Source organism: Legionella feeleii (assembly GCF_001467625.1).
Lineage (GTDB): Bacteria > Pseudomonadota > Gammaproteobacteria > Legionellales > Legionellaceae > Tatlockia > Tatlockia feeleii.
The window spans coordinates 443080-467695 of the sequence record NZ_LNYB01000080.1 but is presented as its reverse complement, the minus strand read 5'-3'; the positions used below and the strand labels follow the sequence as shown (position 1 = coordinate 467695).

Here is a 24616-nt window from a genome sequence, read left to right as displayed (position 1 = left end):
CTTTTGATTTCATTTCCAGCTCCTCGTTTGAGAAAGCTTAGTTTAGAAAATTTAAATTTCTCAGGTAGGTGTATTTGCCCGAACGAATACCATTAACAGAGTGGATCGACCCGATTTAAACTACCCGCCACTGACGGTGCAATATCCCGAATATATTCACGAAAAACGTAATTTATTCAATGTATTAGATGAACAGGATATTTTACTTCATCATCCTTACCAGAGCTATGGTGTCGTGATTGATTTTATTCACCAGGCAGCTGCCGATCCCAATGTTTTGGCGATCAAGCAGACTCTTTACCGCACCCATTCTGAATCAGTAATGGTTAAAGCATTGATAGAAGCGGCTCGTTCCGGTAAAGAAGTCACGGCAGTCGTTGAACTGCGCGCACGCTTTGATGAGGAATCAAACTTAAAACTTGCTAATCATTTACATGAAGCCGGTGTACTCGTTCTTTATGGTGTCATGGGTTATAAAACTCACGCAAAAATGACCCTTGTCGTGCGTAGAACGCATGGAAAATTAAAGCGCTATGTCCATTTGGGTACGGGTAATTATCATGAACAAACGGCGAAACGTTATACTGACCTCGGCTTATTAACCAGCGAACCAACCATTACCGCCGACACGCAAATTATCTTCCAGCAACTGACTGGCCTTGGAAAAACAGTAAAACTTAAAGCCTTATGTCATTCTCCTTTTACCTTACAAAAAAATCTTTTACAGTTAATAGAGGAATGTAGTCAAAGTGCTCTCGAAGGCCATGAGACTGAGATCAACATTAAGGTCAATGGGTTAACTGACAAAACCATGATTCAGGCTCTTTATCGCGCCTCTCAGGCAGGGGTGAAAATTAATCTTTTAGTACGGAGTGTTTGTTGCCTTAAACCCGGTATTCCAGGGGTCTCTGATAATATCCGCGTTATCTCAATTGTAGGTCGGTTCCTGGAACATCACCGCGTTTATCATTTCTGTACCCACAATGCAGAACATTACTATTGCTCCAGTGCTGATTTGATGGAACGGAATTTGTACAATCGCATTGAAATTATGTTCCCTATTCTTGATGAAAACTGCCAGAAACGCATCAAGCAAGAAATTTTTAAAAATTACTTACGCGACAACTGTAATGCCTGGGAGATGCAGGCAGATGGCAGTTATAAACCAATGACTAATGGTAATTACTGTGCTCAAGATAAGTTACTACAGCTCTATGCAAGCTCAACGCAATAGCCTCCCCGGTTCAAATTAGATTAAAAGTGTTTTACTGGCTTTTCCTGGTTCTTCTCGCGCTAGACGAGGAACCAGATAGCCCGGTAATTGTTTTTGTAATTGTCTATAAATTGCTAAAGCGGCTGTTTGCGGTAGGTCAAAATGTGCAGCGCCTGCTACTGTATCTAACAAATGTAAATAGTATGGCAGCACTCCACAGGCAAAAAGACGCTCACTTAATTCGGCCAAAATAGTTGCTTCATCATTAATGCCTTTTAGAAGAACAGATTGATTAAGTAAATGGCACCCAGCCTGGCGCAAAGCCGAGCATGCCTCTGCAACCTGTTCATCAAGCTCTTGCGCATGATTGCTATGTAAAACAATAACTTTTTGTAATCTGGTTGTTCCAAGTAATTTTAATAAATCCTCATTAATCCGTTCCGGCAAAACAATCGGAATACGAGTATGAAAACGCAGAGTTTGCACATGGCAGATAGCCTCTAATTGCTGTATCAATTCAGCCAATACTGCATCAGCTGCCAATAGCGGATCGCCACCACTGAAAATGACTTCCCGGATGCTAGTATCAGCACGGACATAATCAAGCACCGGCTGCCAGCCATCACGCCCCGGATTATTATTCTGATAAGGAAAATGCCGTCGGAAACAGTAGCGGCAATTGACGGCACAAGCGCCTGTTAAGGTCAGCAATACACGCCCCTGATATTTGTGTAAAAGGCCAGGAAGTGGATTACCTTTGCTTTCACTAAGTGGATCCACAACGTAACCATCCGCAACAGATAATTCATCGTCAACAGCAAGCACTTGCAAAAGAAGTGGATCGCGGGGATTTCCGCGTTGCATACGTGCAGCAAAACTGCGTGGGACCCTGGTTTTAAACTGTTTATCAGCAGCAGTACTACCTAAACCAGAAGGTAGTGCTAAAAATTCCAGCAATTCATTGACGGAGGCAAAGCCTTGCGCCAGAATCTTCTGCCAACTTATAGAGTAATCTCGCATTAATTGTACAAAATTGATAAACTGCGAACTCTAACGAAATTGCAACAAAATCTCAACAGTGGAGCACTGATGGCAATCTACAGTACCAATGAATTTAAGAATGGTTTAAAAGTTATGGTTGATAATGCACCTTGCAGCATTGTCGATTGCGAATTTGTTAAACCAGGTAAAGGACAGGCATTTACACGTGTGAAAATCCGGAATCTGAAAACAGGGCGTGTCGTTGAACGTACTTACAAAACCGGTGAAACCCTACCTTCAGCAGATGTTGCTGATGTCGAAATGCAATATTTATATACTGATGGTGAACTATGGCACTTTATGGTTCCTGACAGCTTTGAGCAATATGCTGTAACGTCTGAAGCCTTAGCTGATGCAGTACAGTGGTTAAAAGAACAGGACCTCTGTGTGGTTACGTTATGGAACAATGAACCTATCCAGGTCACTCCCCCTAACTTTGTTATTCTTGCAATCACAGAAACCGATCCTGGCCTTAAAGGCGATACTTCTGGCGGTGGCGGCAAACCGGCAAAACTGGAAACAGGTGCTGTGGTGCGTGTTCCTTTGTTTGTACAAACGGGTGAGTTGATTAAAGTTGATACCCGTAAAGGTGAATACGTATCCCGCGCAAAAGAATAGTGATTGTCTGGCTGCAGGAGACGAATTCAATCCCAATCTTGCAGCTTACTCTCATGGTAAGACAGTAAAATGACTGTCAAATTTTTGCAGCCATCTTTGTTTCTTTAACAACATATTTAAGTATTTGCCGGGCAATATCTCCTCCTGTTGCCAGCTCCATTCCTTTAAACCCCGGCGAAGAATTGGCTTCACAAATTTTAAAACCCTGGGTATCAAACAACAAATCGATTCCAGCGATTTGTAAATTAAACAAAGCAGCACAGTCTATCGCCAATTTCTCTATTTCGGGGGTAATGGCAAAGGGAGAAACTTCGCCACCTAAAGAATAATTCGCTTTAAAGCTATTTTTAGCCGTACGTTTCATACAACCAATTACCTTAGCACCCAATACAAAAACACGTAAATCACGTCCATAACTGCTAGCAACAAACTCTTGTAAAATCATCTGATGATCGCCACTATGAGTACCAATCAGTTCCATCAAATCCCTAAAACTATCTGCAGTTTCGCATAAATGAATCCCAATGCCACGCGCACCGGAAATATTCTTGATCACTAAAGGAAAACCAATTTCACGTTCAACAAGATCGATAGGAACTGGAAATTTAACCAGCATCGTTTTCGGAAAGGGTAAATCGCTTTGCGCAAATAGTTGGCTAAGGAGCATTTTATCTTTAACTATTTCAATAGCAGCAGAATTATTACAGGTATATACCCCCGATTTTTCCAATTGACGAATAATTGCTAAAGCAAAATAAGACGTTTCAGCACCTAAACGAGGCAAGAGAAAATCAGGCAATGCCACTCGTGCACCATCCAGCAAAATACTTTTCTTATCATGTTGAGTAATAACCAATTCAAATTGTTCAGGCCTATAAACATCAAGCTCTATCTGTAAACTAGTAGCAGCCGCTAATAGCCGATTAACACCATGATCGGTTGGCAGCAATTCTTGCTTGTTACGTTTGTATAAGATCCAGCCTTTCATGTAACCTCGCGCCCTGGGTATATCAAATTATATACAACAAAATCTATCTTCCAAATTGGAAAAAAAACACAGGATAGACTTCGTCCATTTTTTTGTGAGCAGATCATGACATTCTATTTTCAAAATCAATACCACTCGGCAACAAATTCATAAGTCGTTTGCTAGAGCTGCAGCAATCGTGCCAGCATATAAATATTAAAGAGAAAATGGTACAAAAAAATTAGGCAGGTTTATACCGTACTTCCCCAAACTTGTGAACCTATAAGTGATGATATAGTCGATGCTTGTAATGATGAGCAGGATTCATATGACAAGGGAGGTAGTGAGCAACTCAGAGGAGCAAAGCTGCTCACAATAAAACTTAATTGCCACAACTCGTTGCGGCATTACCAACCGCGATTATACCAGCCCCGATAGCCATAAACACCACGGTGGCCAGGCCAGCTAATATTACGCCAACCGTAACTAGAACCCCAGTAATAGGGTCTGCCCCAATAGAGAGGCTTGTTCCAGTAATAAGGTCTGTAGTTATAATAACCAACAGAATAAACATAATCGTTGTTATAACCTGGGGAATAAACTGTTGTTGGCGCACAACCCATTAAAAACAGTGTTGGAAAAAATAGACCTAAGGCAATAATTAGTTTTTTCATAGTTGCTTCCTTGCCAATAAATGCACTTTAATTATATCATAAGAATTATTTTTGAACAAAATCATGACCAATGACTTCTTGCGTTTAAACGGCAATAACCTCGCAATAAGTGCATCAAGGTGATTAGCAAAACTACTATTCGTCAATGAAGCGCCACTGCCAAACCCACTCCAAACCAATAGGCGGGCTGGTAAGTTTCGGGTTGATTGGGCTAAAACAATAGTTCAGCCTGTCGAGGTTGCGAAAAGAAGGAAAAATCTTGCAATATGACTAATCAATTATTTAATACAGGCAACGACTTCCTGAGTATCTGAGCCTTCAATGACGCTCATGGTGGCGATCTATGAAGTACTTTAGGTTTCCTGCACCACAAGCAGGTATACACACCGCACCCCAAACCAATCTCCCTATACTGAAATTACATTTTGGTTCAGCCAGGGATAGTCATTACCCATATGGTTTATAATAGACCATTCGGCGCATTTTTTGAAGCGCTCCCAAGCTATTCCTGCCTCTGTTTTAAAGCTAACTAATAGTTCAAATCAGAGGCTCTGCATGTTCTAAAGGAGAAGGATTTCTAATTTATTGAAATAAAATTGCTTTTTTAGACATTTTTTCGCCGAAAAAATTATTTGCAATCGTCGTTACGTTTGCAAATAATTTTTCCTTCGCAGTCATCATTAAAAACAAAACTGCCCAGCTAATCGCGAAAATTTTCAAACTGCAAAGGTAACTCAATGTCTGATTTCTTTAGCAAAGCTATTGTTTCTTGCAAATCATCACGTTTCTTGCCAGTTATCCGTACTTTATCCCCTTGAATAGAAGTCTGTACCTTTGCCTTACTCTCTTTAATTAACTTTACAATATCTTTTGCTGTTGGTTGATCAATACCCTGTTTAAAGGTCATTGACAAAGAGTACGTTTTACCACTATGAACGGGTTTATCTTCCATATCAACACCGGCAGCACTCACACCCCGTTTAGTACAATGGTTACGAAATAAATCTTCTAATTGTCTAACCTGAAATTCAGATTCCGATTTAAGTGTCACTGTTAAGTCCTTCAGTTCTATACTGGATTCTACACCTCGGAAATCAAAACGTGTGCCCATTTCCCGCACCGCATTTTCTACTGCATGCCTTAATTCAACTTCATTAATTTCTGAAACAATATCAAAAGATGGCATAATTGACCTATTTAAATACAAGACGCACAACACTAAGAATTTTCTAGCATTGCTGCATCGGTTTAAAAAAAGTTATTGTAACTAAAATAACTGGCTAAGGTATACCCCGTTATCTTTCCGTGGATAAAGAATATCCGCTAATATACAGAATAACTATGCCACAATTAGACGAGGGATTTTTTAATTAAATCAGGGAGTAAGATATGTCTATTGGTGAACCGGATGTTATTGAGCTTAGTCATTGCTTTCACTCGAATGCCATGGAAAAAAGCACGGCGGCATTCTTTTCTATCCTGAAGCACGAATCGTTATCTTGCAACTTTAATGCATTCATTTTTTTACCGGATTCAATGGCTATTAAATTTTAGCCCTGTTCGTCTTGATGAGAAAGAAATGGCCAAAGGCAATTAACTCGATTTATATCAATAGCAGGTAGATCATGCCGGTATTATTAGTTAAAGGACATAAGGAAGTTCTTGAACCACTGCCTAAATCCCCCGCCATAAGCTTAGGGGCTGCTCAAAAATTTTTTCTAAAGGGGGCTGCTGCAGCTAGTTATATAGTGAAAAAGCCTCGGTATCGTACTCTCATCGGTATTTTTAAAGATTCATTTCCAAGCGAGTTAACCCGCTATAAAGAATGGACTTATCTGGATTTTGAGAGTCAGCAGCCCAATATGACAATCTTGGACAAAACAAAACTTGAACCCTATGTTCGTCACCTCAAGGACTTAGCCGTTGAAGCCGCTTTCGGTGAAGTTGTTTATATGAAAATTCTCCGAGCCTTGTTCCCAAACAGTATGGAAGTCCCCGATAATTATTTACATATCGATCCGGTCACAGGCGAACCATGGATAATTTCCCGTTTGATTCCAGATTTCAACGAGTTTATTGAGAAAAAATTAACCCTATTTCTGGGCAGCTCGATGAAATCTGCTGCGGAATGGGACGAGAGGGCAAAACCCAAAAGAGCTCATTTAAATTTCAGCAATAACGAACTTTATTTACTAGGCAAACTTTATTGCACAGCACTGATAACTCATGATTGGGATGTCGTTAATAACATCATGTTATCGAATTCTGGTTGCCTGGGTGATTCTTTAACAGCAAAAAAAGTTGTAGTAGTGGATGGAGGCAATAAATTTCACTTTGGCTTTGGTGGACTTACCTGTGCTGAATCAGCTAACGAAAACCCCCAATTTAATTCCGATGCTAAACCTATTCCTGCGCACAGAGGTTTTAATTTTACCCTTCCCTTCGACATCGAAGTTTTTTTAACCTTACCCAGGCAAATTGTTGGTGATCTGTTTACTCCTGATAATGAATTTTTCATGCTAGGCGTAACCGACATGCTCAGGGAAGCAAAAGCCTCACTGGAAGCTAATCCTTCCTGTATCCAGGAAGCCGTTAATCTGGCTTATGAGCAGATTAGCGAAGATTCTGACAAGACGACCAAAGAGCGTTTAACCAATAGGGAGTCGACCCTTTTAAATCATAATTACTATCGCGGCGGCAGGCGATCTGGCTATATATTGGAAAAAATTCTTATTGGCCGTATAAACTCTTTGGATAATTTGCTAAAGCGCTTATCAGAAGGACATTCTGTAGAAACACTTAATCAGGAAACTTTGGAGTGCTATCAATCGGCACAGCGCTTTTCTTAACTATCATTCATTATAAAAATACATCTTATATAAACTGAGAAAAATACCATCCTGTTCCATTTGCTGTAATTGTTGATTGATTCTTTGAATAAAAATCATATTTTTAGGAAGAGCAACCATCGCAACACCCGCACCTAAAAGAAAAGTATCTCCGAGAGTTTGAAATTGATTATCACCATTCACTACCCAGTAATTTGCTGCGGATCGGTGAAGGAAAGCTGCTGCAATAGAACCATCTGTCAGTGCATTAATGAGGTAGTCCATATCGCGATATTCTTTAATATCAAACTGCTCTGTTCCGGTGCATAAATAATCATAAAAAACATTGTTTTGAGCCTTATCAACTAATATAACACCAACAGATTTACCATTTAGATCTTCCATGGAGTGAACACCACTTCCTTTTAGAATTAAAAATTGAGCTTTACTTATCATGTAAGGCAAACTGTAAATATAAGGCCCCAGTTGGTTTTTAGGAATAGGGATTCCAGCAAGAGCAATATCAATGTCGCCCTTGTCTAACGCGGGATAAAGCTCATCAAAACTCATAGGTACAAATTGACAGTCCTCTTGCAAATTTCTGCATAGCATGTGCATCAGATCGATATCAAACCCTTCCTCGGTCGATATTACGTAGGGCGGGTAGAAATAAACTGTGCCCACCTTAACATTGGCATAAACAACAATGGGTAACGTTGCAAGGCAAAGAAATAGTATCACTCTTAGAAACCACATTTTCAGCACCATCCGTTGTGTGTTTCATTTGCAGGTCATATTTTGTGCTTAGTTATAATATAGCCCAACTAAACGACTTACCGGTTCTAGCGAGTAATCTAAGTAAACAAACTTATATTAAGCACAGACTTCTTTATTAGGTGCTCTTTTTTCTTGTAGAAAATGATTAATTGATAATTGCAGTTCCTCTTGTAATGAGTAAGGGGGAACCCAATTGAGTAAGGTTTTTGCCTTGGTAAAATCTATTTCGATGTTATACAGCAGTTGGTCTGCCAATCGAGATAGCCCTATTATTTTAAGCATTAGCTCTAAAAGTTTGTGTGGAATCGGAATTAAATAATTTTTTTTATCCATAGCCCGACCAATTTGATTAACTAGAGCCGTTGTTGATAAAGCTTCACTATCTGCGACAAGAAAAATCTCATTTTTTGCCTTTTCTGCCCAAACACACAAAATAATAAAATCAACAAGGTTATTGATACCTATAAAATGACGTTTATTTTTTATCGCACCTAACGGTAAGGGTAATTTCTTATACACTAATGAAAATAGCTTTTTGAAATTGCCTTTCACTCCCGGGCCATAAACCAATGGTGGTCTTATAATGACTAATTCTATCCTATCGGAAAGTTCCTTTAATGCTTCTTCAGCCCTTAATTTCGAGATCCCATAAGGTGTTATTGGCAACAATGCTGTTTTTTCAGTAAAGGGAATATATCGTTTCATATTACCAAAAACACTCATGCTGCTTAGAAATATAAAACGACGAACTCCATATATAGCCGCCTTATTAGCCAAATTCATGGTTGTATCATAATTGGCTTTCATGAACTGTTGCTGAGAGTTTTCAATGTTTTTTTGAGGGTGGGTTTGCGCCCCACAATGGATAACTGCATCAATCCCATCAAATAATTTATCCCACAGATCATTATCGATGACTGTCTGTATACAATAAACATCGAGATCAGGAGACACTTCTGTTTTTAAAATAGCTGCAGACTTTGTTGAATGAGTAAGAATACGAATTGGCTGCTTATTTTTTAAAAATGAGCAAACTAAGGCTCGACCAACAAAACCATTAGCCCCAGTAACCAGTATCGTATCTTTGCTCATAATGATAATCCCTTTTTATAACACTTTGATTTCATTAGTATTAATTTATCGCGCAGGCTCAGCCAGTCTTGCGTCTAAAAAAATCTCATACAGGACAAAATGGAACTCATTCCAACCATTGCTAGTCTCTCATAACAATCTTGTCATTATGAAACGGGCTTGATTATACCGTAGAGCGATAAAAAGGATAGAGATCTGAAAATTAAAATTTTCCTGCCCCAGATGCTAATCAGGTAGCACACTGATTGCTCATATCAGGGCGATTAATAAACTGCCCGTAATTGATGGGAATATGAATTTTACTCCATATTAAAAATAAAACAAACCAAAGGTAAATAGCAAAAGAATTAGAAAAACCAAATGGCGGAGAAACGAAGCTGATCAATATCGAATAACTCCAAAACACGTAACTCAGCGCCGTCAACAAATTAGGGTTGCGGTAAAAATTTCGCCATGACCTTCCGGCCACAACGCCCCATATCAAGGCAGCTAAAAAGCTAAAATAGCCAAGATCAATGAACAATGCCCCCCAAGCGCCAACAAAAAAACCATAAATATTGGCATTCAGGAGAATTTGGTAGCCGGGCTTTAAAAAATCATCTCCTCCTGGTGCAGCGCGTAATGCAGCAGCAAGAATGTCAATATGGTACCCGCCATATAAAAACTTGATATCATGCATTGAATCTAATAGCCGCTCTATCATGGATAGATTCTGAATGAAATAAAAAACAGAACTCACAACAGTTTGTGGAAGTTGCGGTTTATTTAAAGACTTGCTTATTTCTATTAAGCCATCTGTTGGCTCTACACCCCAAACCCTGGCTGCATGAGACATAAAAGCAGCCGTGTCCAAACCAGTTTTTTGTGAGCGTACTGTCCAAAGAATACTGCTATATGCAACAAATGCTATGAACAACACAGCAATACCATAACGAATAGATAACGATTTAGGCAAGAAACTTTTTCCTAAATATTTTCTTGTATAAAATGCAATCCCTGTAAATAGCAGTAAAACAAGAATAGGGCTTCTGCCACCTGCTAAAATGGCAACACCCAAGATGGTAAAAACAAAGCCAATCATCAAGAGTTTAGTGATGCGCGGCATATTTTCATAATAAAGTATACCGCTCACTAAACCTACAAAACCTGCTGGATAACATAAAAACGCTCCAGCTGAAGCAAGACCGCTATGAACCTCTTCTACACCAAGTAAGCTTTGAGCACGCAAAAGTCGCAAACTGTATATAGAAGCAAGACTAAACTCGGTCAACTCGGCAAATTTACTATAAATACTAACTAAACCACCTAGCATGCCAATTAGTAAAACGGTATTTATTCGTCGTTGTAACCGCCTGGAAATACAGCCATCCACTGTAGAATGGTGAGATTTGCCTTTACCTGGCAAAAGATGTGTGTAAAAAATGGAGCCGATAACAAACAGTAAAATATGAGCGGTCAAAAACATAACCCCACCCAGAGTAGGGGCTGGCGTTAGAATGACAGGTGCTAAAAAATAAGTAAGGAAAATTAACAACCAAAAGGAAATCATTAATACAGCTGGATGAATAAATCGTCTCATACTGACTCGGCTCTCACATTAGCATCCATGATAACTCTCCCCTTATATGTTCTGACTATCAAGTACATCAGCGCTTTAACCTATCACACAAGTCAGTACTATCCTTTCTTTCTCCAAAACCATACCGCCACGATGAATTCCCTTAGAATCAAAAATTACAGCATGACCTTTACTTGCCATTATCTTCCACTCCGCAGCTAAAATTTGTTGTGCTACGTCAGACTCTGTTTGCAGATCATTTCCAAAAGCACATTTTTTCCGTAGGAAGGCAGGTAGGGCAGAAAACAGCTGACGCGCTTTAGGATCCGTGGAAGAAAAACCAGAGGTATCGTTGATTTCCTGTATCAGATTGGCAAATCTGCCAGGCCGATTGCGGTGAGATCCTAAAATAAAAGAGAACGGTCCATTCTCTGAACCCACATCACTTAGATAGATTATTACTTTGACATCTCCTCCCGAAGCATCGCGATGGCAATAAGCTGTTGAGGGTTTTTCAATCGCTAAATCAGGAAAGAAACGCTGCCAAAAATCATCGCTGCTATCATTAATTTGTGGATTGATATCAACTACACTCACTGGGCGTCCGAGGTATTTTGCAATACCCGGCAGAATACCGCTTGCAGTCAATGCAGCTTCAACTGCGTGAAATAAATCTTTATTGACCGACCGCAGCGCCGTACTACGTGATTCAATAAACTCACGGCTCCCTTCTTTTTTTTGGTCACGAATCTGGCGTAATTTTTCCAGTAAAGGTAAGGCCAAAACATCAATTTTGTCGAACTGGTAGGAATTAATATCAACAACACAGATGCCTTGTTTATCGAGGCTAGCGGAAATCTGCTCACCTGTCTTGCTAACAGGTTTATTCTGTCTAGGCAAAAATTTATACCCAATATTCAAGGCGATCTTTTTTAAAGTTACAATAAAATCAGAGAGCGTTTTTGGATTACGCTGATCAGCCGGGATCAATTCGTAAGAGATCACTCGTTTTATTGCAACAATAAAAAAATACTTCCCAAAAAGAAGCAACGAATGAATTTTACTGCGAAAATCGGCTGTCTTAATAAAATCAGCATAGGCCAAATGAGTTTTATAATTTACCCTATCAGGTATTTTTTTACTCACGTTACTAGTAAAATTAGCCTTGCCTTGCGGTGGGGAAATGAGATTTTGAGCATTGTTTTCTATAATTCCCTCTAGATTCTGATTCATATAAATCCCCATGATATCCATTGTAACGAAGAGGTGGTTTCTCTTGTCTGTTGCATTGAAACAGCGCGATTTTACCGAGATATTGAATAAAAATACACCTTTATAAAGAAAATATTAACCATGTAAACCAATAAGCAAACGTTTAATTGAGTCTATTTATCTGAAAAAAAGCATTCTGAAAATACTAATTTTGCTTATTCTTGGCTTAGATAACACAAGGCTTCTTATATTTCACATTCAAAAAAACAAGAAAATTATCCGCCAAAAGCTCGATGAGAAACGCATCCAAACTCAACCTATCATCGCGAAACCCTCATTCCTGCAATTGCTTTTTCTGCAATTGCTGCGGAATCAAATTAAATATACTGATAATTAGCGCAGAAAAAGCAGCAATAATGTGCATTCCAAGTGCACAAGATAAACCAACAGCGACAGTTCCCCACATGGTAATCGCAGTAATCATCCCCATAAGACGCTGCTCATTGCGAAAAATAATGCTGCCGCCAATAAAACCAATTCCCGTTACTAAACCCGTTATCCCGGACATAAAATAGGGGTTATTCAAGGAAAGAGAACCATGAAGCATGGCTGCACCAAATACAGCAGAACTGCTCGCAATAGCCGCATACATTAAAGGGCCAATTCCTTGTTCGCGATGATGAAATAAACCAATCATAGCGCCTAATACCGTAGCGATAACAAGACGGAAAACGTAGACTAATTCCGTACGAGTATCACTACCACTCATAAGCGTAGAATATTCATTTAAATTTGGCTTGGTTTGCAGGGCAAAAAGCAACGAAGGTAAAAAAACCAACAGTAAGATACCCAGCACTTTTTTTATAGTCATAGTGGTATTCCTTTCCTTTTAACTAAAATCCTAAATCTGAGTAATATTTTTAATTAACCCACATGATTTTCATCGCAATTATCGAATTATTATTTTTATAAGTCTATACAATTAATTCCTCTTACCATTACCCTATTGGTAACTAAACAAGCAAGAGGGTCTATATATGCAACCTTTCAAAATACGTACATTGCTCTTAGCTTTTTTATTCATGACCACTGCAACTCTCAGCGCATGTAGTGGAACCCTATCTAATACTAGTCCTGACACAACAGCAGAAGAAGGTTATGGTGGCGGGGGACGTTAATAGAACCCCACCGTACAGGCTGTTTTCCTATTAATCCTCGTGGGGACTATAGTTGAGCAAGCCCAAGCAGAATCGCAAGTCCGAATTTGATCGCCTTGGAAAAGCTGGCGTGAAAGCTCGCCTTAAAACCACTGCGGCTTCACGTCAAGGCTTAAATACACTTGAAAAGCTACTCCTCTGACTCTCTTTAAACTCACGCCTGGCTTTCACCCATGCTTATAAAATCGGCTCATTCTGGCAAGAGGCGACCCATAATTTATTGCTATCTATCCAAGAGTTACCTGATGACAAGTGCAATGCTGTTTTGAGTGTTGGAGCAGCCGCTATAGTGACTATCCTGGCTACTACAGTGTTGGTTTGACTGCTGGCCTATAGACAGGACCAGGTGCTTTTATCACCGCATTTATGGCAAGTGAAACAGCAGCAGTAGCTGTTGTTGCAGCAAGCAGCTCTCTCGGTCTAATTCGAGGTGGTCTAACTGCCCATGGCCTATTTAAAGAATTTAATCCGTGAATTGCAAGAAATGGGCGCCTTAAATAATTTTGTGGCTGCAACAAGGGATTACACGCCCGCCCTGAAGGCCTCAATAAAATCGCTTCACAAAATTCATTATCAAATTATTTTTAATGCTATTATCTCGCTAGCAATGCTAGCGGGATAATCAGGATTCCATAACTGACAGGGAGATAGCATGTTCAGTATTTATGATATAAAACCAACGTTTCAAGCGCTGCTAAGGCCCTTGGTTAATCAAATTCATATCAAGGGATTCACTGCGAATCAAGTTACTGTTTTTACTTTCATTTTTTCAATTCTTTATGCCTTGCTTTTAGCAATTTTTATTGAATCTTCCTGGCTGTTAATCCTTTTCCCTATTGTTCTATTTTTGCGTATGGCACTTAATGCCATTGATGGTTTACTTGCCAAAGAACATCATCAAAAAACACCTTTGGGGGCAATTTTAAATGAGTTGACCGATATGGCTGCTGATGCTGCACTCTATCTACCCTTCGCGCTTTATCCCGGAATAAACAATTTTTTAATTATTGCTATTGTCGTATTGGCCCTGCTTAGTGAGGCAGCTGGTTTAAGTGGTTTACTGGTTGGTGGTTCAAGACGCTATGATGGTCCAATGGGCAAAAGCGATCGCGCTTTTATTTTTAGTTTACTGGCAATTTGGCTGGCCTTATTTGATTTCTCGGCATGGATTAATTGGCTGTTATTGATAATCTGTTTCCTGATCCTGTTAACCATTGTGAATCGTGTACGCCAAATTTTGCAGGAAGTGGAGACCCTAAATGGCACTTAATTGGACGAACCTCATTGCATTCGCCGCGCTGTTTATCATCTTGTGCATAGCCAATACCATTATTTATTTAGTTAAAAACCGTATTGACGAAAAAAATTATGTTGAACTAACCCAACGGATGCAATCCTGGTGGGTCATGGTCTTACTGCTCATTGCCGCACTCAGTATCAATCCCATGACAATGATTGTATTTTTTATGTTTGTAAGCTATCTCGCCTTGAAAGAGTACTTTACGATCATTCCCACCCGCCGCGTGGACAGGCGAGTGATTTTTATCGCCTATTTATCTATCCCTTGCCAATATTTATGGGTCGCTATGCAATGGTATGGCATGTTTGTCATTTTTGTTCCGATTTATATGTTTCTAATAATCCCTATGCGCATGGTGATGTTGCAAAAGACAGAGGGCTTTTTAAAAGCCTCTGGCACATTACATTGGGGTCTCATGCTTACCGTCTATTGTATTAGTCATATTGCTTATCTTGGAGTGCTTCCTGCCGGTAATGATTGGCGTAATGAGGGAATCAGTCTAGTTATCTTTTTAATTTCTTTAACGCAATTTAATGATGTCAGCCAATATGTTTGCGGTAAGCTGTTTGGCCACAAGAAAATCATTCCTGCAATAAGCCCAAATAAAACCAGAGCAGGTTTTTTGGGAGGAGTAATAACGACTTCTTTGCTAGCCATTCTGTTAAGCCCTTTTTTAACTCCTTTTACCTGGGCAGGCGGGTTATTTTCCGGCTTATTAATTGCCATTAGCGGTTTTCTTGGGGATCTTACCATGTCTGCAGTAAAGCGAGATTTAGGCATTAAAGATACTGGACAATTATTGCCCGGACATGGAGGGATTTTAGATCGCCTAGACAGTATTATTTTTACTGCACCCCTCTTTTTTCATTTTGCGAGGTATTTTTATTACTGATGAATACTTTATTACGTTTCCTTTTCTTTCAATTCTTTGTCAGACCAATCATTGGTATTTTGCTCGGCTTAAATGTTCGCCATCGTGAGCGTTTACCCATAAAAGGCCCTGCCATTCTGGTAGCTAACCATAACAGTCACTTAGATACCATGGTCTTAATGACTCTATTTTCATGGAAATTACAAAAAAATATCTATCCTGTGGCCGCTGCTGATTATTTTCTGAAAAATAAACTCCTCGCTTGGTTTTCACAACATATCATCGGTATTATTCCTATTCAAAGGAAAACGAAAGCCGGTAAAAATCCCTTTGCCTTGATTCAAACTGCACTCGACAAGGATAAAATTATTATTTTTTATCCCGAAGGCTCACGAGGCGAGCCGGAAAAAATGAGCGAAATCAAAAGAGGCATCGCCCATCTGGCCAAAAGTAATCCTACTGTCCCTATTTACCCCATCTTCATGTATGGTTTAGGCAAAGCGCTCCCTAAAGATGAATCATTACTTGTTCCCTTTGTTATTGACGTGGTCATTGGCACCCCCGTACTATGGACCGGCGATGCAACAGAACTATTAGACATAATTAAATCCCACTTTGAAGAACAAAAGCAGGAATTAGTCATTAATGAATGGAATTAAATGAATACTACTATGCCAGCAATAACACGGTATTTTTATACAACATAACTTAAAATTCTTTAGTTTTTTGAGGTCCATCCAAAGCCTCGACTAATGCTTGGTAACGCGGATAAACGTGACTAAACGAAGCCATCTTCCCAGGAGAAAAAAAGGTGTTATGACTTGGCTGTCCTTTTTTTAACAATAAACTTACCTCTTCTTCCAAATTAACTTCCGTTTCCAACCAGCCAGATGCATCGTGTACCAGTATGGGAAAAGCAGTAGGCTGAGATGACAACGCTTGATTTAGCTGACGAGTATATACTCGTAATTGAAATTTCATTGGATCCGCTTCACAAGTTTGCACATTATAACCTAGTGTATGCAATGCATTCGTTTGACTAGGGTTAACTCCAGGTGTTGCAATTTCTTTAAACTCGTTAAACAAAAAAAATTGCGGAACACCCTTTATGTAATTGTACATTACGGTTCCTTCATCCGTTTCAAGAACCCTGCTTCTGCCAGAGAACTTAGTATTAGAAAGCCTTTCCTCATCAAGCAAGCCCAGGATCTTTAAATCAAGCTCCCCCCAGTCCCGTTGCTTGACCAAATCAATGGTAAATTCGCCATCCATAAATTCTACTTCCCTACTAATGAAGGATAAATCGGTATCCGCGTCAGCGTGGGTTAAGCTTACATTTCCTTTTTTATCAGCGATGATGACAGCAACACAACCTTGTAGACCTACTGTTGCTGGAAAACCGCTTTGTGCCGCAGTTTTTCTGACAGTTTCATTTTGACCAGCAATCAACATTGTTCTTGGTGGGCGCTCTGATGTTTTACTACTATACATTTTTAACTCTTTGTCAGTGAATTAGTAATATAATAGCATTTTGTTTATCAAATAAACACGTTGGGTGAAAAAGAGTAGTCTCCTTTGCGGGTGGGTAGCGGAATATCAGCATAAATTCGCAAATCATCAATCGCGCAAGGACTCATTTCTACAGCGTCTAGCGTGCCATCGGCATCTCGAATCCAGACACCGGTTGCTTTAGCCGCATGGATATCGCTTTGAAAACTCCCTGCGCAATTTATTACAATGGCAGTGTCCTTCGCTACTTTATTGGGAATAGTATAAATCGTGTTTGCCACAATAAGATGTACATCCACCACTTGACCTGTTCTTCTTTGCTCAGACACCAAAACACCCTCTTTGTGATCAGCGCAAATTTCAATGCCAAAGCGAATACCGTTTTGGGTAAAAAATGGCTCTCCATGCCCAGGGTAGAACATACCTATAAATGGCTCCAAAAGCTCATTTGCTTCTATTCGCTTGCTATAACGTTTGGGTTTATGCGTTACATCTCCCGAATGGAAGAATGCAGTACTGGTATTTTTTACCAAGGTCATCCCTGCAATTTCTTGCTGAAAATCTTGTGCTGGCTTGAAATTTCTAAGTTGCCACTTTTTTATTGTGTCAGCATATTTTATCTTTTTCTTTGCATCGGCCAGATCTAGTGTTTTTTCCAGATAAGTTGTACCTGGAATAATAATGGCATTAGGAAAATCATTAACTAACTTTTGTAAGCGTTCCCCAGCCTTTTGAAACGCCTGTTTTGAATAAGAAAAACTTTTCTCAGAAGCATCCATATTAAGCAGGGAAAATTCAGGACATAAGAAAACAAGCGTATTGTCTTTATCAGGATCTCCAGCCATGGCTAATTGATAAGCCTGCTTAAATTTGGCTTCAATCAATGTAATCTTTTCATCCAGGCTCTTATTAACTAAATCATCACCTGGGTCCCACATAACAGCAGTGATTGTTTTCATAAATAAACTCAATAGCTAGTCTAAGTATAGCCAAACTGAATAATGGATTGTGTAAAGTAATATTCAACCCAATTAACAACGACCAAGAGTATTATCGTGAACAACCGTATAACCTTTTTCACCGGTAAAGACTGCTTCAAAAAATTGCCATTCAAACTCTGCCGATTGCGTAAAAGATGAAATAACTCGCTCTTGTTGTAAAGGACACATTATAGACTCAGTTAATTCTTGCGTAATTTGGGTTATAGTTTTGGTAGCAGATATAAAATTGTCGCTGGAATAAGAGGCCATCCACTTTCGATAAGGGTGATCTAAAGCACAGGTTGTAAGATCTATTCGCTTTCCTAGCTCCCTATAGATCATAAAGCAGGGAAGAAAGCTGACCACTGCTACTTCTACAGGAGCATGTTTCGCGTTAGCAAGAAGATAATCGGTATAATTAGCAATAACAGGAATTTTTTTACGAATTGCTTTATGGTTAAAAAAAGTTATTGCTGGGGACTCTGCAAGATACTTAAGATGAAATTTACGCTCTGTTTCCTTAATATAGGCTGATACCCCTCGCAATTGCTTTGCATGAACTGGATTAGAACATCGCAGTGATGTTAATCCCAGTGCATAAGAAAGCTCACGTAAATAAAGTTCATCTTGTTCTAAATAAAGCCTGAAGGTTTTCCTCGATAGGGAGCCCTCATAGAGTTTTTGATTAAATGGATGGTGGTATATTTTTGGAAAAACAGTCGAGCATCTATGCATTATTCTTGAAAATACCATCGTTTACCTCCTCAAAATAAATCGGAGGAAGTACCCAATGAGTTAATACAGAGCCCAAAAAACTCAGTTTTATCAATCTCACTCTCCCTCCGCAGGCATTACCCAGTGCAGGTTATAAGGGTCTTTCTCAGCTTTGGTAGAAACCAAAGCACCCCTGGTGAATCATTCATCACGAGTCTAACGAGCCAAGATCAGTCTGTCAATAAACATGCTTTATTAATGAATAGGTGGTCATGATGTTAAAAAAATGAATTACTTGCTTTAACTTATGGGGCAGCCGTGTCATTCAGCTTGGCTTTGCAGGACAAATTGCTGCGCTTAAGCAGATATTTTATCGCTAATAATCATCGTGACAGGTTTTCCCAACCAGATTTCTATTTTGGCTAGACAGGCTCTGAGGTGGTTAGCTTGCCTATGTTGATCAAGATGGGCTCTACTTTCCCATTTTTCAAAACAGACAAATTCGCAAGGATTATCTTGCCCCTGATAAAAATGATATTCAATGCAGCCTGATTCTTGACGCGTGGGTTTCACTAATGCTAACAACGCTTCTTTTACCTCTGACTCCCTGCCAGCTTTGGCCGTCAATGTAGCAAACACTGTAATCATCTTTTAATCCTCTTAAATTCAGGAGTTAATCTCTACTTAAGCTCCATGTGATATCATATTCGCACAAAGAGTGTAAACCAAATTATATCGAGGCAACGATTATGGCTCTGTCACTAGCAGAACAAGGCAAATTGGATGAGGAATATGATGATTTAAGCCAGCTGGTTATTGAACAAGAGCAAGACCAGTGGGCAGCAAAAAAAGAAGCTATCATCGCCCTTTGCACCGAAAATGATATTCCGTTATACAATATGGCTGCACTAAATGTTATGAAAGCCAGTGGGCTTTTAAGCCGCTTACTAAAGCTTATGGCACAATACGAAAAGTTAGAAGAAGCCAATGTCGTATGGGATCAGGAATTCCTAACCTGGAAACAGACCTTTGACACAGAGGTAAAAAAAGCAACCTTGGCTTTAGTTACTCTACATGATCAGGCTTATCTAAGCATCGCTGATCAATACCAAAAAAGAGGGGAGGTTTCTGCGCAAACCTTACTCACTATAAAAGATATGACCGATCTCTTGGAAGATCCTGATTTTATTTCTGACGACGTTTTAGTCTCAGCCCCCTTTTCACTCCTGGAAATGTCTACAGACCAGGAAGAGCAGGTAAAAGCCTTGATAGAGCGAGCTGCCAGAGAAGGAAAGAAAGTATTTTTACCGGTTAACTATGATGGACATTGGTTTTATTTACTAAAAGAAAAAGAAGGCGAGGAAGACGTCTGGTCGATACAAGACGAGCAACCTTTTATAGACGATGAAGCAGCACTTTCAATCAGACAAAAAGGAATGCTGAAACACAGCACTGCTTTGCTCGATAAATTGATTGGCAAAGACAATTATAATGAATTATTGGTGTACTCTACTGAAGATCAATTCAATGATTTTGATTGTGGCACTCGGGTAATTAACGCGTACCGAACAATAGCAGATTCCGATTATCTGGAGCATAGCCACGCAGACATCCTGGTCGAACTGCTTGAAAAACAACTTTCGCAAGAAGAATATGAAGCACTTCCTGAATTGCTTTTTAGTGAAGACATAGAACTTAGTGAAAAAGTCGATCAGGTTATCGAAGCGACTGTAGCGACTCAAAATTCAGAGCATGAGCAATTTGAGAACTATCAAACATTTGTAAAGAACACCGTTTATGACGTAATCAATAGACAAGGTTTCTTCGCCAACCTGCAAAATAGAATTCCTGTTCAGGATCTTGAAAAGGATCTGGACATCGATCTAACCCATCGAAGCGCAGAAGAGATAGAAGAAATTGACGAGGAATTTGCAGCAGCCCTTCAAGAGGCTGAATGCATAAAAGCAGGCCTTTAATCAAGGCCTGACCACAATCTTACCAATTTGTTCATTTGACTCCATATAACGATGCGCTTCGACAATCTGTCCAAGAGTAAAGGTTCGAGCAATTTTGGGCTCAAACGAGCCATTTTCTAAATGATCAAAAATATATCTTTCGGCTTTGGCACGAACTTCAGGTAAGCTAACAATTTCAAAGAGGGTGTAACCCCGCATTGAAATGCCTTTGTTTAATGCTGTAACAAGTGGAAATGGAGTCATGGGCTCCATCGACAAATTCCCATAAACAAAAAGAACTCCCCCTGGGGCCACTGTCTCTGCCAGTAGTTCAACACCCTTACCAGCAATAGGATCGAAAACTATCTTCACGCCTTTCCCATTGGTGATTTCTTTGATACGAGCAGGTAGATTTTCGTCATTTGTCACAATAACATGATCGGCGCCCAAGGCTAATAATTCTGCTTTTTTCTTGGTAGTTCGCGTCGTTACAATACTGATTGCCTTCTGGGCATGTGCAATTTGAATGGCAGCAAGCCCTACACTACTGCTTGCAGCCGTAATCAAAACGAAATCATTTTGGGCAAGTTTCCCATAATGGATTAAAGCCCCATATGCAGTCAGGTACTGCATCCAAATAGAGGTTCCTTCCTCATAGGACAGTTTCTTTGGGTATTTTGCAAGGGAAAAAGCGGGTACTATTGCCACTTCTCCATATACCCCATATTTACCAAGATTAAAACAAGGTACCGTACTGTATACCTGACCAATCATTTTTTTGTCCCCATGAGGACCAACTGCTTCGACTACACCAGACGCCTCGTAACCGATCTTGGAAGGCAAATCAGGTTGTATCAAATAGTTTCCTGTACGAAACATGATCTCAGCGCGGTTTAAACCAATCGCGTGAACACGTAAGCGCACCTCTCCCTCGCCTGGTTCTGGTAGCGGGATTTCTTCTACCTTTAGTACTTCTGGAGCTCCAATTTTGTGAAAACGGACTATCTTGACAGATGAATTCGACATGAGATTTCCTTCTATTTCTGTTGCTTGCTCAGTGTCGGCCTCCAACGCCTACATGCTTCAGCTAAGCTCTTCACTATAATACGAGCTTACTCTTATTAATCAACACATTGAATTTTTTAAATGCCGATTCTAATTTGAACATACCTCGGATAAGTGTCGAAGTACCTGGGCAGACGAGGCCATTTGTCAGCACACGCCAATATACAAATCCGATACAAAAAAACGCTAGTCAAACCCGCCTGTCACTTCATGAGGGTATTCAAGCGGCAAACTCGCAAAAACCTTGTCTAAAATAGCTGCTTTATTATCAATCAGATGATTATGATTGGCTATCACATAATTTTTACCTCTGGCAATAAATCCAAGATCTGCGAGTTTACTCGCAAAGGGTGAATCAGCGCTTGCCAAAGAGTTTAATTCAATACGTTCTGCCTTGTTTTGCCAAGCATCATAAACCAGGGCTTTTACTAGAGAATCTGCTATTTCAATCGAATCGGCATAAAGAGGTGACACGCGGTAGCATAAAGAGGTTTCACCCTCTTTATCACTCTGTTTACAGACTGTTAAAACACCATAGCCTCTAACAACTCCCTGTTCATAATAGGCAAGAATAATTGCATCAGCTCGGGCAACCCAATGGTGAATGAAATCACAAAAACCCGCCCCACTTGCACCATTGAATAATGTTTCTGTATAACCATCAATCTCGTGAAAGGAGGTAATCCTTTTAAGTACCCCCTTTTCAATAAGCGGAATAATTGCCGCTAATGGAGCCTTGTTAATTTGTTTGAGCTGAAGAGAATAAAAAATATTGACCAGCGATGTTCTTAGAAAACCTAGCCGCTCATAAAAATTAACTGCCCGAGGTACTGCATGAAAACAAACCAACATTTCTCTGGAAATAGACGCTGTGATGGCATTCTGCCATAACAGCGGACCAACAATTCGTTGGCCGCGGTATTTTTCTTTTACCAAAAAAAATCCTGCTGAACGCAGCGGGCTTCCCTGTACCCGACTTAGACTTTCATGTAAGAGTACACAGCCTGCCAATTCATCATCGACATGAATCGCATAAATTCGATTAAGGGGATAATTAAAATAACAATCTACATCATAGGTACTGTAGAGCCATCCTTCTTTAACAGCGTCTTCCAGCATTAGGGCAGATAACTCGTCTACTTTAATTGGGGTAATTGTTAAATTCATTGTATTTTCTCTAGTTAACACCTAATCACTAATATCAACAGCCCCTAATAAAATTCAGCCAATAATTTAACAACCAATTCTGTTCTATTCTTAGCATTAAATTTATATCTTAATGAATCAACTCTATCTTCAATGGTACGATAGGAACGCTCCGTTAATTGCGCTATCTCCTTTACTGTTTTTCCCTGAATAAGTAAATCAGCACAGATTTTCTCCTTTGTTGTTAATTGCTTATTATCTGATATTGATAGCGCTTTTAAAAAGGTGGTTCTCTTTTTATGCTTATTCTCAATGAAATTACTAGTATCAACTGAAACACAGGCTTTCTCTTTATCGGGATTAAAAGCAATTTCATATGCTACTGCCAGCTCCCTTCTTTGTTTTATTTGCTTATCAAAAAAAGAAATGAAATGCGTCAATAAATCAAGATTATTAATATAGATCTGATTAATGGATGGATTTAAAAGGTGCGTTCCAAAATGATAAAAATCAGTGAATTCAGTTTGGCTTTTTATAATAGTGAATATATGTTTGAAATCAAAATCAGCTGCATCTTGCATCATCGCCGCTGTTTTACCATAGCACTCAACTGCATCCCATACTAAATATTGCCCAAAATCAATCGTTTCCGGTGTAATGTTAATGCAGGGATCAGCATCGTAATATTTTCTCCTGGCATAATTGAGCATAAAATCAGGATGATTACATAATACTGTTAAGCGCTGATCCCTATAAACTCTGACATGAGAAAAAGTAGTAATATCAATGGACTCAAGAGGCTTGCATAATTTTTTTAATTCTTGCGTATAAAGCAAGGTAGGATGGCGTTGTAATTCCGCCAAGATTTTTCCCATAAAAATACCTTTATTTACTTCATTTTTGGCTACTAACTAAAGCACTAATTATAATCAACAGCTGACATACTGAACGCCGTATTAATACGGTATTTACTCTGCTAATAGCCTCTCACTAGTAATTGGATTTTTACAGGGGGAAATTTCTATCAATCATTATGCCTGCCACTTTCCAGATGAATTTTACGAAAAAACTTGTGGATGACTGGTGAAAGCATAATAACGACGATGGCAATAAAGGCAAGACCACTGAACAATGCATATAAACCAGCAAATAGCTTACCTGCGGAAGTAGTAAGTGTAGCTGCAGGCCCCATTCCTGACAGAATCATCGAAGCATTGAGAAAGGAATCAACCCAGGACATTTGCTCAAAAACATGATAGCCAAGCATACCAATAAAGAGAGCCGCGATGATAAGTATGAGACCGATAGAAGTATTACGAAGCAGGTGTAAATAAACATTTAACGGTGTATTGTATTCTTGCTGTCTTGCAGACATTATCACTCCTTTTAATCATCGATGTATACAGAATATCCTATCAATTGTTCAATCACCTCAAAATTTCGAATCCTGGGCGATCCTGCCAGGGCAAATTTTCTCGCGTACATTCACTGACGTCAGCGAATCGCGGCCCCTGCTGCAGCCAGGCGTAAAATAGCTCTAGTTGGTTTTCATTCCCACAAGCAAAAACCTCTACTCGCCCATCGCTTAAATTACGTACCCATCCTTTAAGTCCAAGCCTGTCAGCCTCACTTTTCGTAGAGGATCGAAACCACACGCCCTGAACTTTACCAGAAACATAACAATGCATAGCGAACTGTTCCATCATCCTGCCCTGTTGATTTAATGGTAAAAAATTTTATCTTATTTTGCCTATAACATGAATAAAATCTTTCCAATGCTAACTCTTGTATGTTATTTATAATTTGTGCATTCAAAAATCGTCCTATTAAATTTAATTTTTTTTCATTTTAGCCGTTAATAGAGCAAATCTATTCCATA

At 39.4% G+C, this 24616-nt stretch carries 25 protein-coding genes, 1 pseudogene and 1 riboswitch; of the genes and pseudogenes, 8 read left to right on the top strand and 18 right to left on the bottom strand.

Annotation, left to right across the window (positions count from 1 at the left end):
• Positions 1 to 85 precede the first annotated feature (85 nt).
• A pseudogene (gene ppk1, locus Lfee_RS09800) lies at positions 86 to 1234 on the top strand (polyphosphate kinase 1); the annotation flags it as partial.
• Positions 1235 to 1249: 15 nt separating this feature from the next.
• On the opposite strand, the gene epmB reads toward ppk1, so the two are convergent.
• Positions 1250 to 2233, bottom strand: coding sequence for an EF-P beta-lysylation protein EpmB (gene epmB, locus Lfee_RS09795; protein ID WP_058446252.1), 984 nt, complete (start codon positions 2231 to 2233; stop codon positions 1250 to 1252).
• 69 nt (positions 2234 to 2302) lie between these two features.
• Between epmB and efp the strand changes: the two genes are divergently transcribed.
• On the top strand, positions 2303 to 2872 hold the full coding sequence (efp, locus tag Lfee_RS09790) for an elongation factor P (protein WP_058446250.1): 570 nt from the start codon (positions 2303 to 2305) through the stop codon (positions 2870 to 2872).
• Positions 2873 to 2948: 76 nt separating this feature from the next.
• Here efp and Lfee_RS09785 read toward each other — a convergent pair whose 3' ends face one another.
• From Lfee_RS09785 to Lfee_RS09775, 3 genes are all read right to left on the bottom strand, one after another.
• Positions 2949 to 3860 (bottom strand): ATP-grasp domain-containing protein, encoded by a 912-nt coding sequence (locus Lfee_RS09785; RefSeq protein WP_058446248.1) that lies wholly within the window; start codon positions 3858 to 3860, stop codon positions 2949 to 2951.
• Between the two features lie 386 nt (positions 3861 to 4246).
• Entirely contained in the window at positions 4247 to 4513 is a 267-nt protein-coding gene (locus tag Lfee_RS09780; protein ID WP_058446246.1) for a hypothetical protein, read from the bottom strand.
• Positions 4514 to 5213: 700 nt separating this feature from the next.
• Positions 5214 to 5699 (bottom strand): YajQ family cyclic di-GMP-binding protein, encoded by a 486-nt coding sequence (locus Lfee_RS09775; protein WP_058446245.1) that lies wholly within the window; start codon positions 5697 to 5699, stop codon positions 5214 to 5216.
• A gap of 203 nt (positions 5700 to 5902) precedes the next feature.
• Between Lfee_RS09775 and Lfee_RS17030 the strand changes: the two genes are divergently transcribed.
• Both Lfee_RS17030 and Lfee_RS09770 read left to right on the top strand, forming a co-directional pair.
• A complete protein-coding gene (locus Lfee_RS17030) occupies positions 5903 to 6067 on the top strand; it encodes a hypothetical protein (RefSeq protein ID WP_156413384.1) in 165 nt (54 codons plus the stop codon).
• A 71-nt stretch (positions 6068 to 6138) separates the two neighbouring features.
• The gene (locus Lfee_RS09770) at positions 6139 to 7362 is read left to right on the top strand and encodes a hypothetical protein (protein ID WP_058446244.1); all 1224 of its coding nucleotides are present in this window, start codon (positions 6139 to 6141) and stop codon (positions 7360 to 7362) included.
• A gap of 3 nt (positions 7363 to 7365) precedes the next feature.
• Here Lfee_RS09770 and Lfee_RS09765 read toward each other — a convergent pair whose 3' ends face one another.
• The 5 genes from Lfee_RS09765 to Lfee_RS09745 all read right to left on the bottom strand — a co-directional run bounded on the left by Lfee_RS09765 (position 7366) and on the right by Lfee_RS09745 (position 12851).
• Positions 7366 to 8097 carry a transporter substrate-binding domain-containing protein gene (locus Lfee_RS09765; RefSeq protein ID WP_058446241.1) on the bottom strand — a complete coding sequence of 244 codons (732 nt, stop codon included), beginning with the start codon at positions 8095 to 8097 and terminating at the stop codon, positions 7366 to 7368.
• A gap of 117 nt (positions 8098 to 8214) precedes the next feature.
• The gene (locus Lfee_RS09760) at positions 8215 to 9210 is read right to left on the bottom strand and encodes an NAD-dependent epimerase/dehydratase family protein (RefSeq protein WP_058446239.1); all 996 of its coding nucleotides are present in this window, start codon (positions 9208 to 9210) and stop codon (positions 8215 to 8217) included.
• Positions 9211 to 9439: 229 nt separating this feature from the next.
• Positions 9440 to 10789, bottom strand: coding sequence for a hypothetical protein (locus Lfee_RS09755; protein ID WP_058446235.1), 1350 nt, complete (start codon positions 10787 to 10789; stop codon positions 9440 to 9442).
• A gap of 75 nt (positions 10790 to 10864) precedes the next feature.
• A complete protein-coding gene (locus Lfee_RS09750) occupies positions 10865 to 12001 on the bottom strand; it encodes a phytanoyl-CoA dioxygenase family protein (RefSeq protein WP_058446233.1) in 1137 nt (378 codons plus the stop codon).
• Between the two features lie 313 nt (positions 12002 to 12314).
• Positions 12315 to 12851 carry an MgtC/SapB family protein gene (locus tag Lfee_RS09745; RefSeq protein ID WP_058446231.1) on the bottom strand — a complete coding sequence of 179 codons (537 nt, stop codon included), beginning with the start codon at positions 12849 to 12851 and terminating at the stop codon, positions 12315 to 12317.
• 998 nt (positions 12852 to 13849) lie between these two features.
• Here Lfee_RS09745 and Lfee_RS09740 point away from each other — a divergent pair.
• From Lfee_RS09740 to Lfee_RS09730, 3 genes are read left to right on the top strand one after another with little or no spacing between them, the layout of a single operon-like run.
• Positions 13850 to 14467 (top strand): CDP-alcohol phosphatidyltransferase family protein, encoded by a 618-nt coding sequence (locus Lfee_RS09740; protein WP_058446229.1) that lies wholly within the window; start codon positions 13850 to 13852, stop codon positions 14465 to 14467.
• Positions 14457 to 15389 (top strand): phosphatidate cytidylyltransferase, encoded by a 933-nt coding sequence (locus Lfee_RS09735; protein WP_058446226.1) that lies wholly within the window; start codon positions 14457 to 14459, stop codon positions 15387 to 15389. Before Lfee_RS09740 ends, Lfee_RS09735 begins: the two co-directional genes overlap by 11 nt.
• On the top strand, positions 15389 to 16027 hold the full coding sequence (locus Lfee_RS09730) for a lysophospholipid acyltransferase family protein (protein WP_058446224.1): 639 nt from the start codon (positions 15389 to 15391) through the stop codon (positions 16025 to 16027). The genes Lfee_RS09735 and Lfee_RS09730 overlap by 1 nt, the downstream gene beginning before the upstream one ends.
• A gap of 49 nt (positions 16028 to 16076) precedes the next feature.
• Here Lfee_RS09730 and Lfee_RS09725 read toward each other — a convergent pair whose 3' ends face one another.
• From Lfee_RS09725 to Lfee_RS09710, 4 genes are all read right to left on the bottom strand, one after another.
• Positions 16077 to 16859, bottom strand: a complete 783-nt coding sequence (locus tag Lfee_RS09725; protein WP_058446223.1) for a hypothetical protein — start codon at positions 16857 to 16859, stop codon at positions 16077 to 16079.
• A gap of 47 nt (positions 16860 to 16906) precedes the next feature.
• Complete coding sequence (locus Lfee_RS09720; protein WP_058446222.1) at positions 16907 to 17836, bottom strand: hypothetical protein; 930 nt, start codon at positions 17834 to 17836, stop codon at positions 16907 to 16909.
• 72 nt (positions 17837 to 17908) lie between these two features.
• Positions 17909 to 18610, bottom strand: a complete 702-nt coding sequence (locus tag Lfee_RS09715; protein ID WP_058446220.1) for a TenA family protein — start codon at positions 18608 to 18610, stop codon at positions 17909 to 17911.
• A gap of 66 nt (positions 18611 to 18676) precedes the next feature.
• Positions 18677 to 18776, bottom strand: a riboswitch (TPP riboswitch).
• 152 nt (positions 18777 to 18928) lie between these two features.
• Positions 18929 to 19219, bottom strand: coding sequence for a putative quinol monooxygenase (locus Lfee_RS09710; protein ID WP_058446218.1), 291 nt, complete (start codon positions 19217 to 19219; stop codon positions 18929 to 18931).
• 101 nt (positions 19220 to 19320) lie between these two features.
• On the opposite strand from Lfee_RS09710, the gene Lfee_RS09705 reads away from it, so the two are divergent.
• Positions 19321 to 20547: a hypothetical protein gene (locus Lfee_RS09705; RefSeq protein ID WP_058446216.1), complete on the top strand. Its 1227-nt coding sequence runs from the start codon at positions 19321 to 19323 to the stop codon at positions 20545 to 20547.
• Here the strand turns inward: Lfee_RS09705 and Lfee_RS09700 are convergent, their stop codons facing one another.
• From Lfee_RS09700 to Lfee_RS09680, 5 genes are all read right to left on the bottom strand, one after another.
• Positions 20548 to 21552 carry a zinc-dependent alcohol dehydrogenase family protein gene (locus Lfee_RS09700; RefSeq protein WP_058446214.1) on the bottom strand — a complete coding sequence of 335 codons (1005 nt, stop codon included), beginning with the start codon at positions 21550 to 21552 and terminating at the stop codon, positions 20548 to 20550.
• 225 nt (positions 21553 to 21777) lie between these two features.
• On the bottom strand, positions 21778 to 22758 hold the full coding sequence (locus Lfee_RS09695) for a GNAT family N-acetyltransferase (protein ID WP_058446212.1): 981 nt from the start codon (positions 22756 to 22758) through the stop codon (positions 21778 to 21780).
• Between the two features lie 44 nt (positions 22759 to 22802).
• A complete protein-coding gene (locus Lfee_RS09690) occupies positions 22803 to 23612 on the bottom strand; it encodes a helix-turn-helix transcriptional regulator (protein WP_058446210.1) in 810 nt (269 codons plus the stop codon).
• Between the two features lie 149 nt (positions 23613 to 23761).
• Positions 23762 to 24112, bottom strand: a complete 351-nt coding sequence (locus tag Lfee_RS09685) for a hypothetical protein (RefSeq protein ID WP_058446209.1) — start codon at positions 24110 to 24112, stop codon at positions 23762 to 23764.
• A 52-nt stretch (positions 24113 to 24164) separates the two neighbouring features.
• A complete protein-coding gene (locus Lfee_RS09680; RefSeq protein WP_058446208.1) occupies positions 24165 to 24443 on the bottom strand; it encodes an acylphosphatase in 279 nt (92 codons plus the stop codon).
• Positions 24444 to 24616 lie beyond the last annotated feature (173 nt).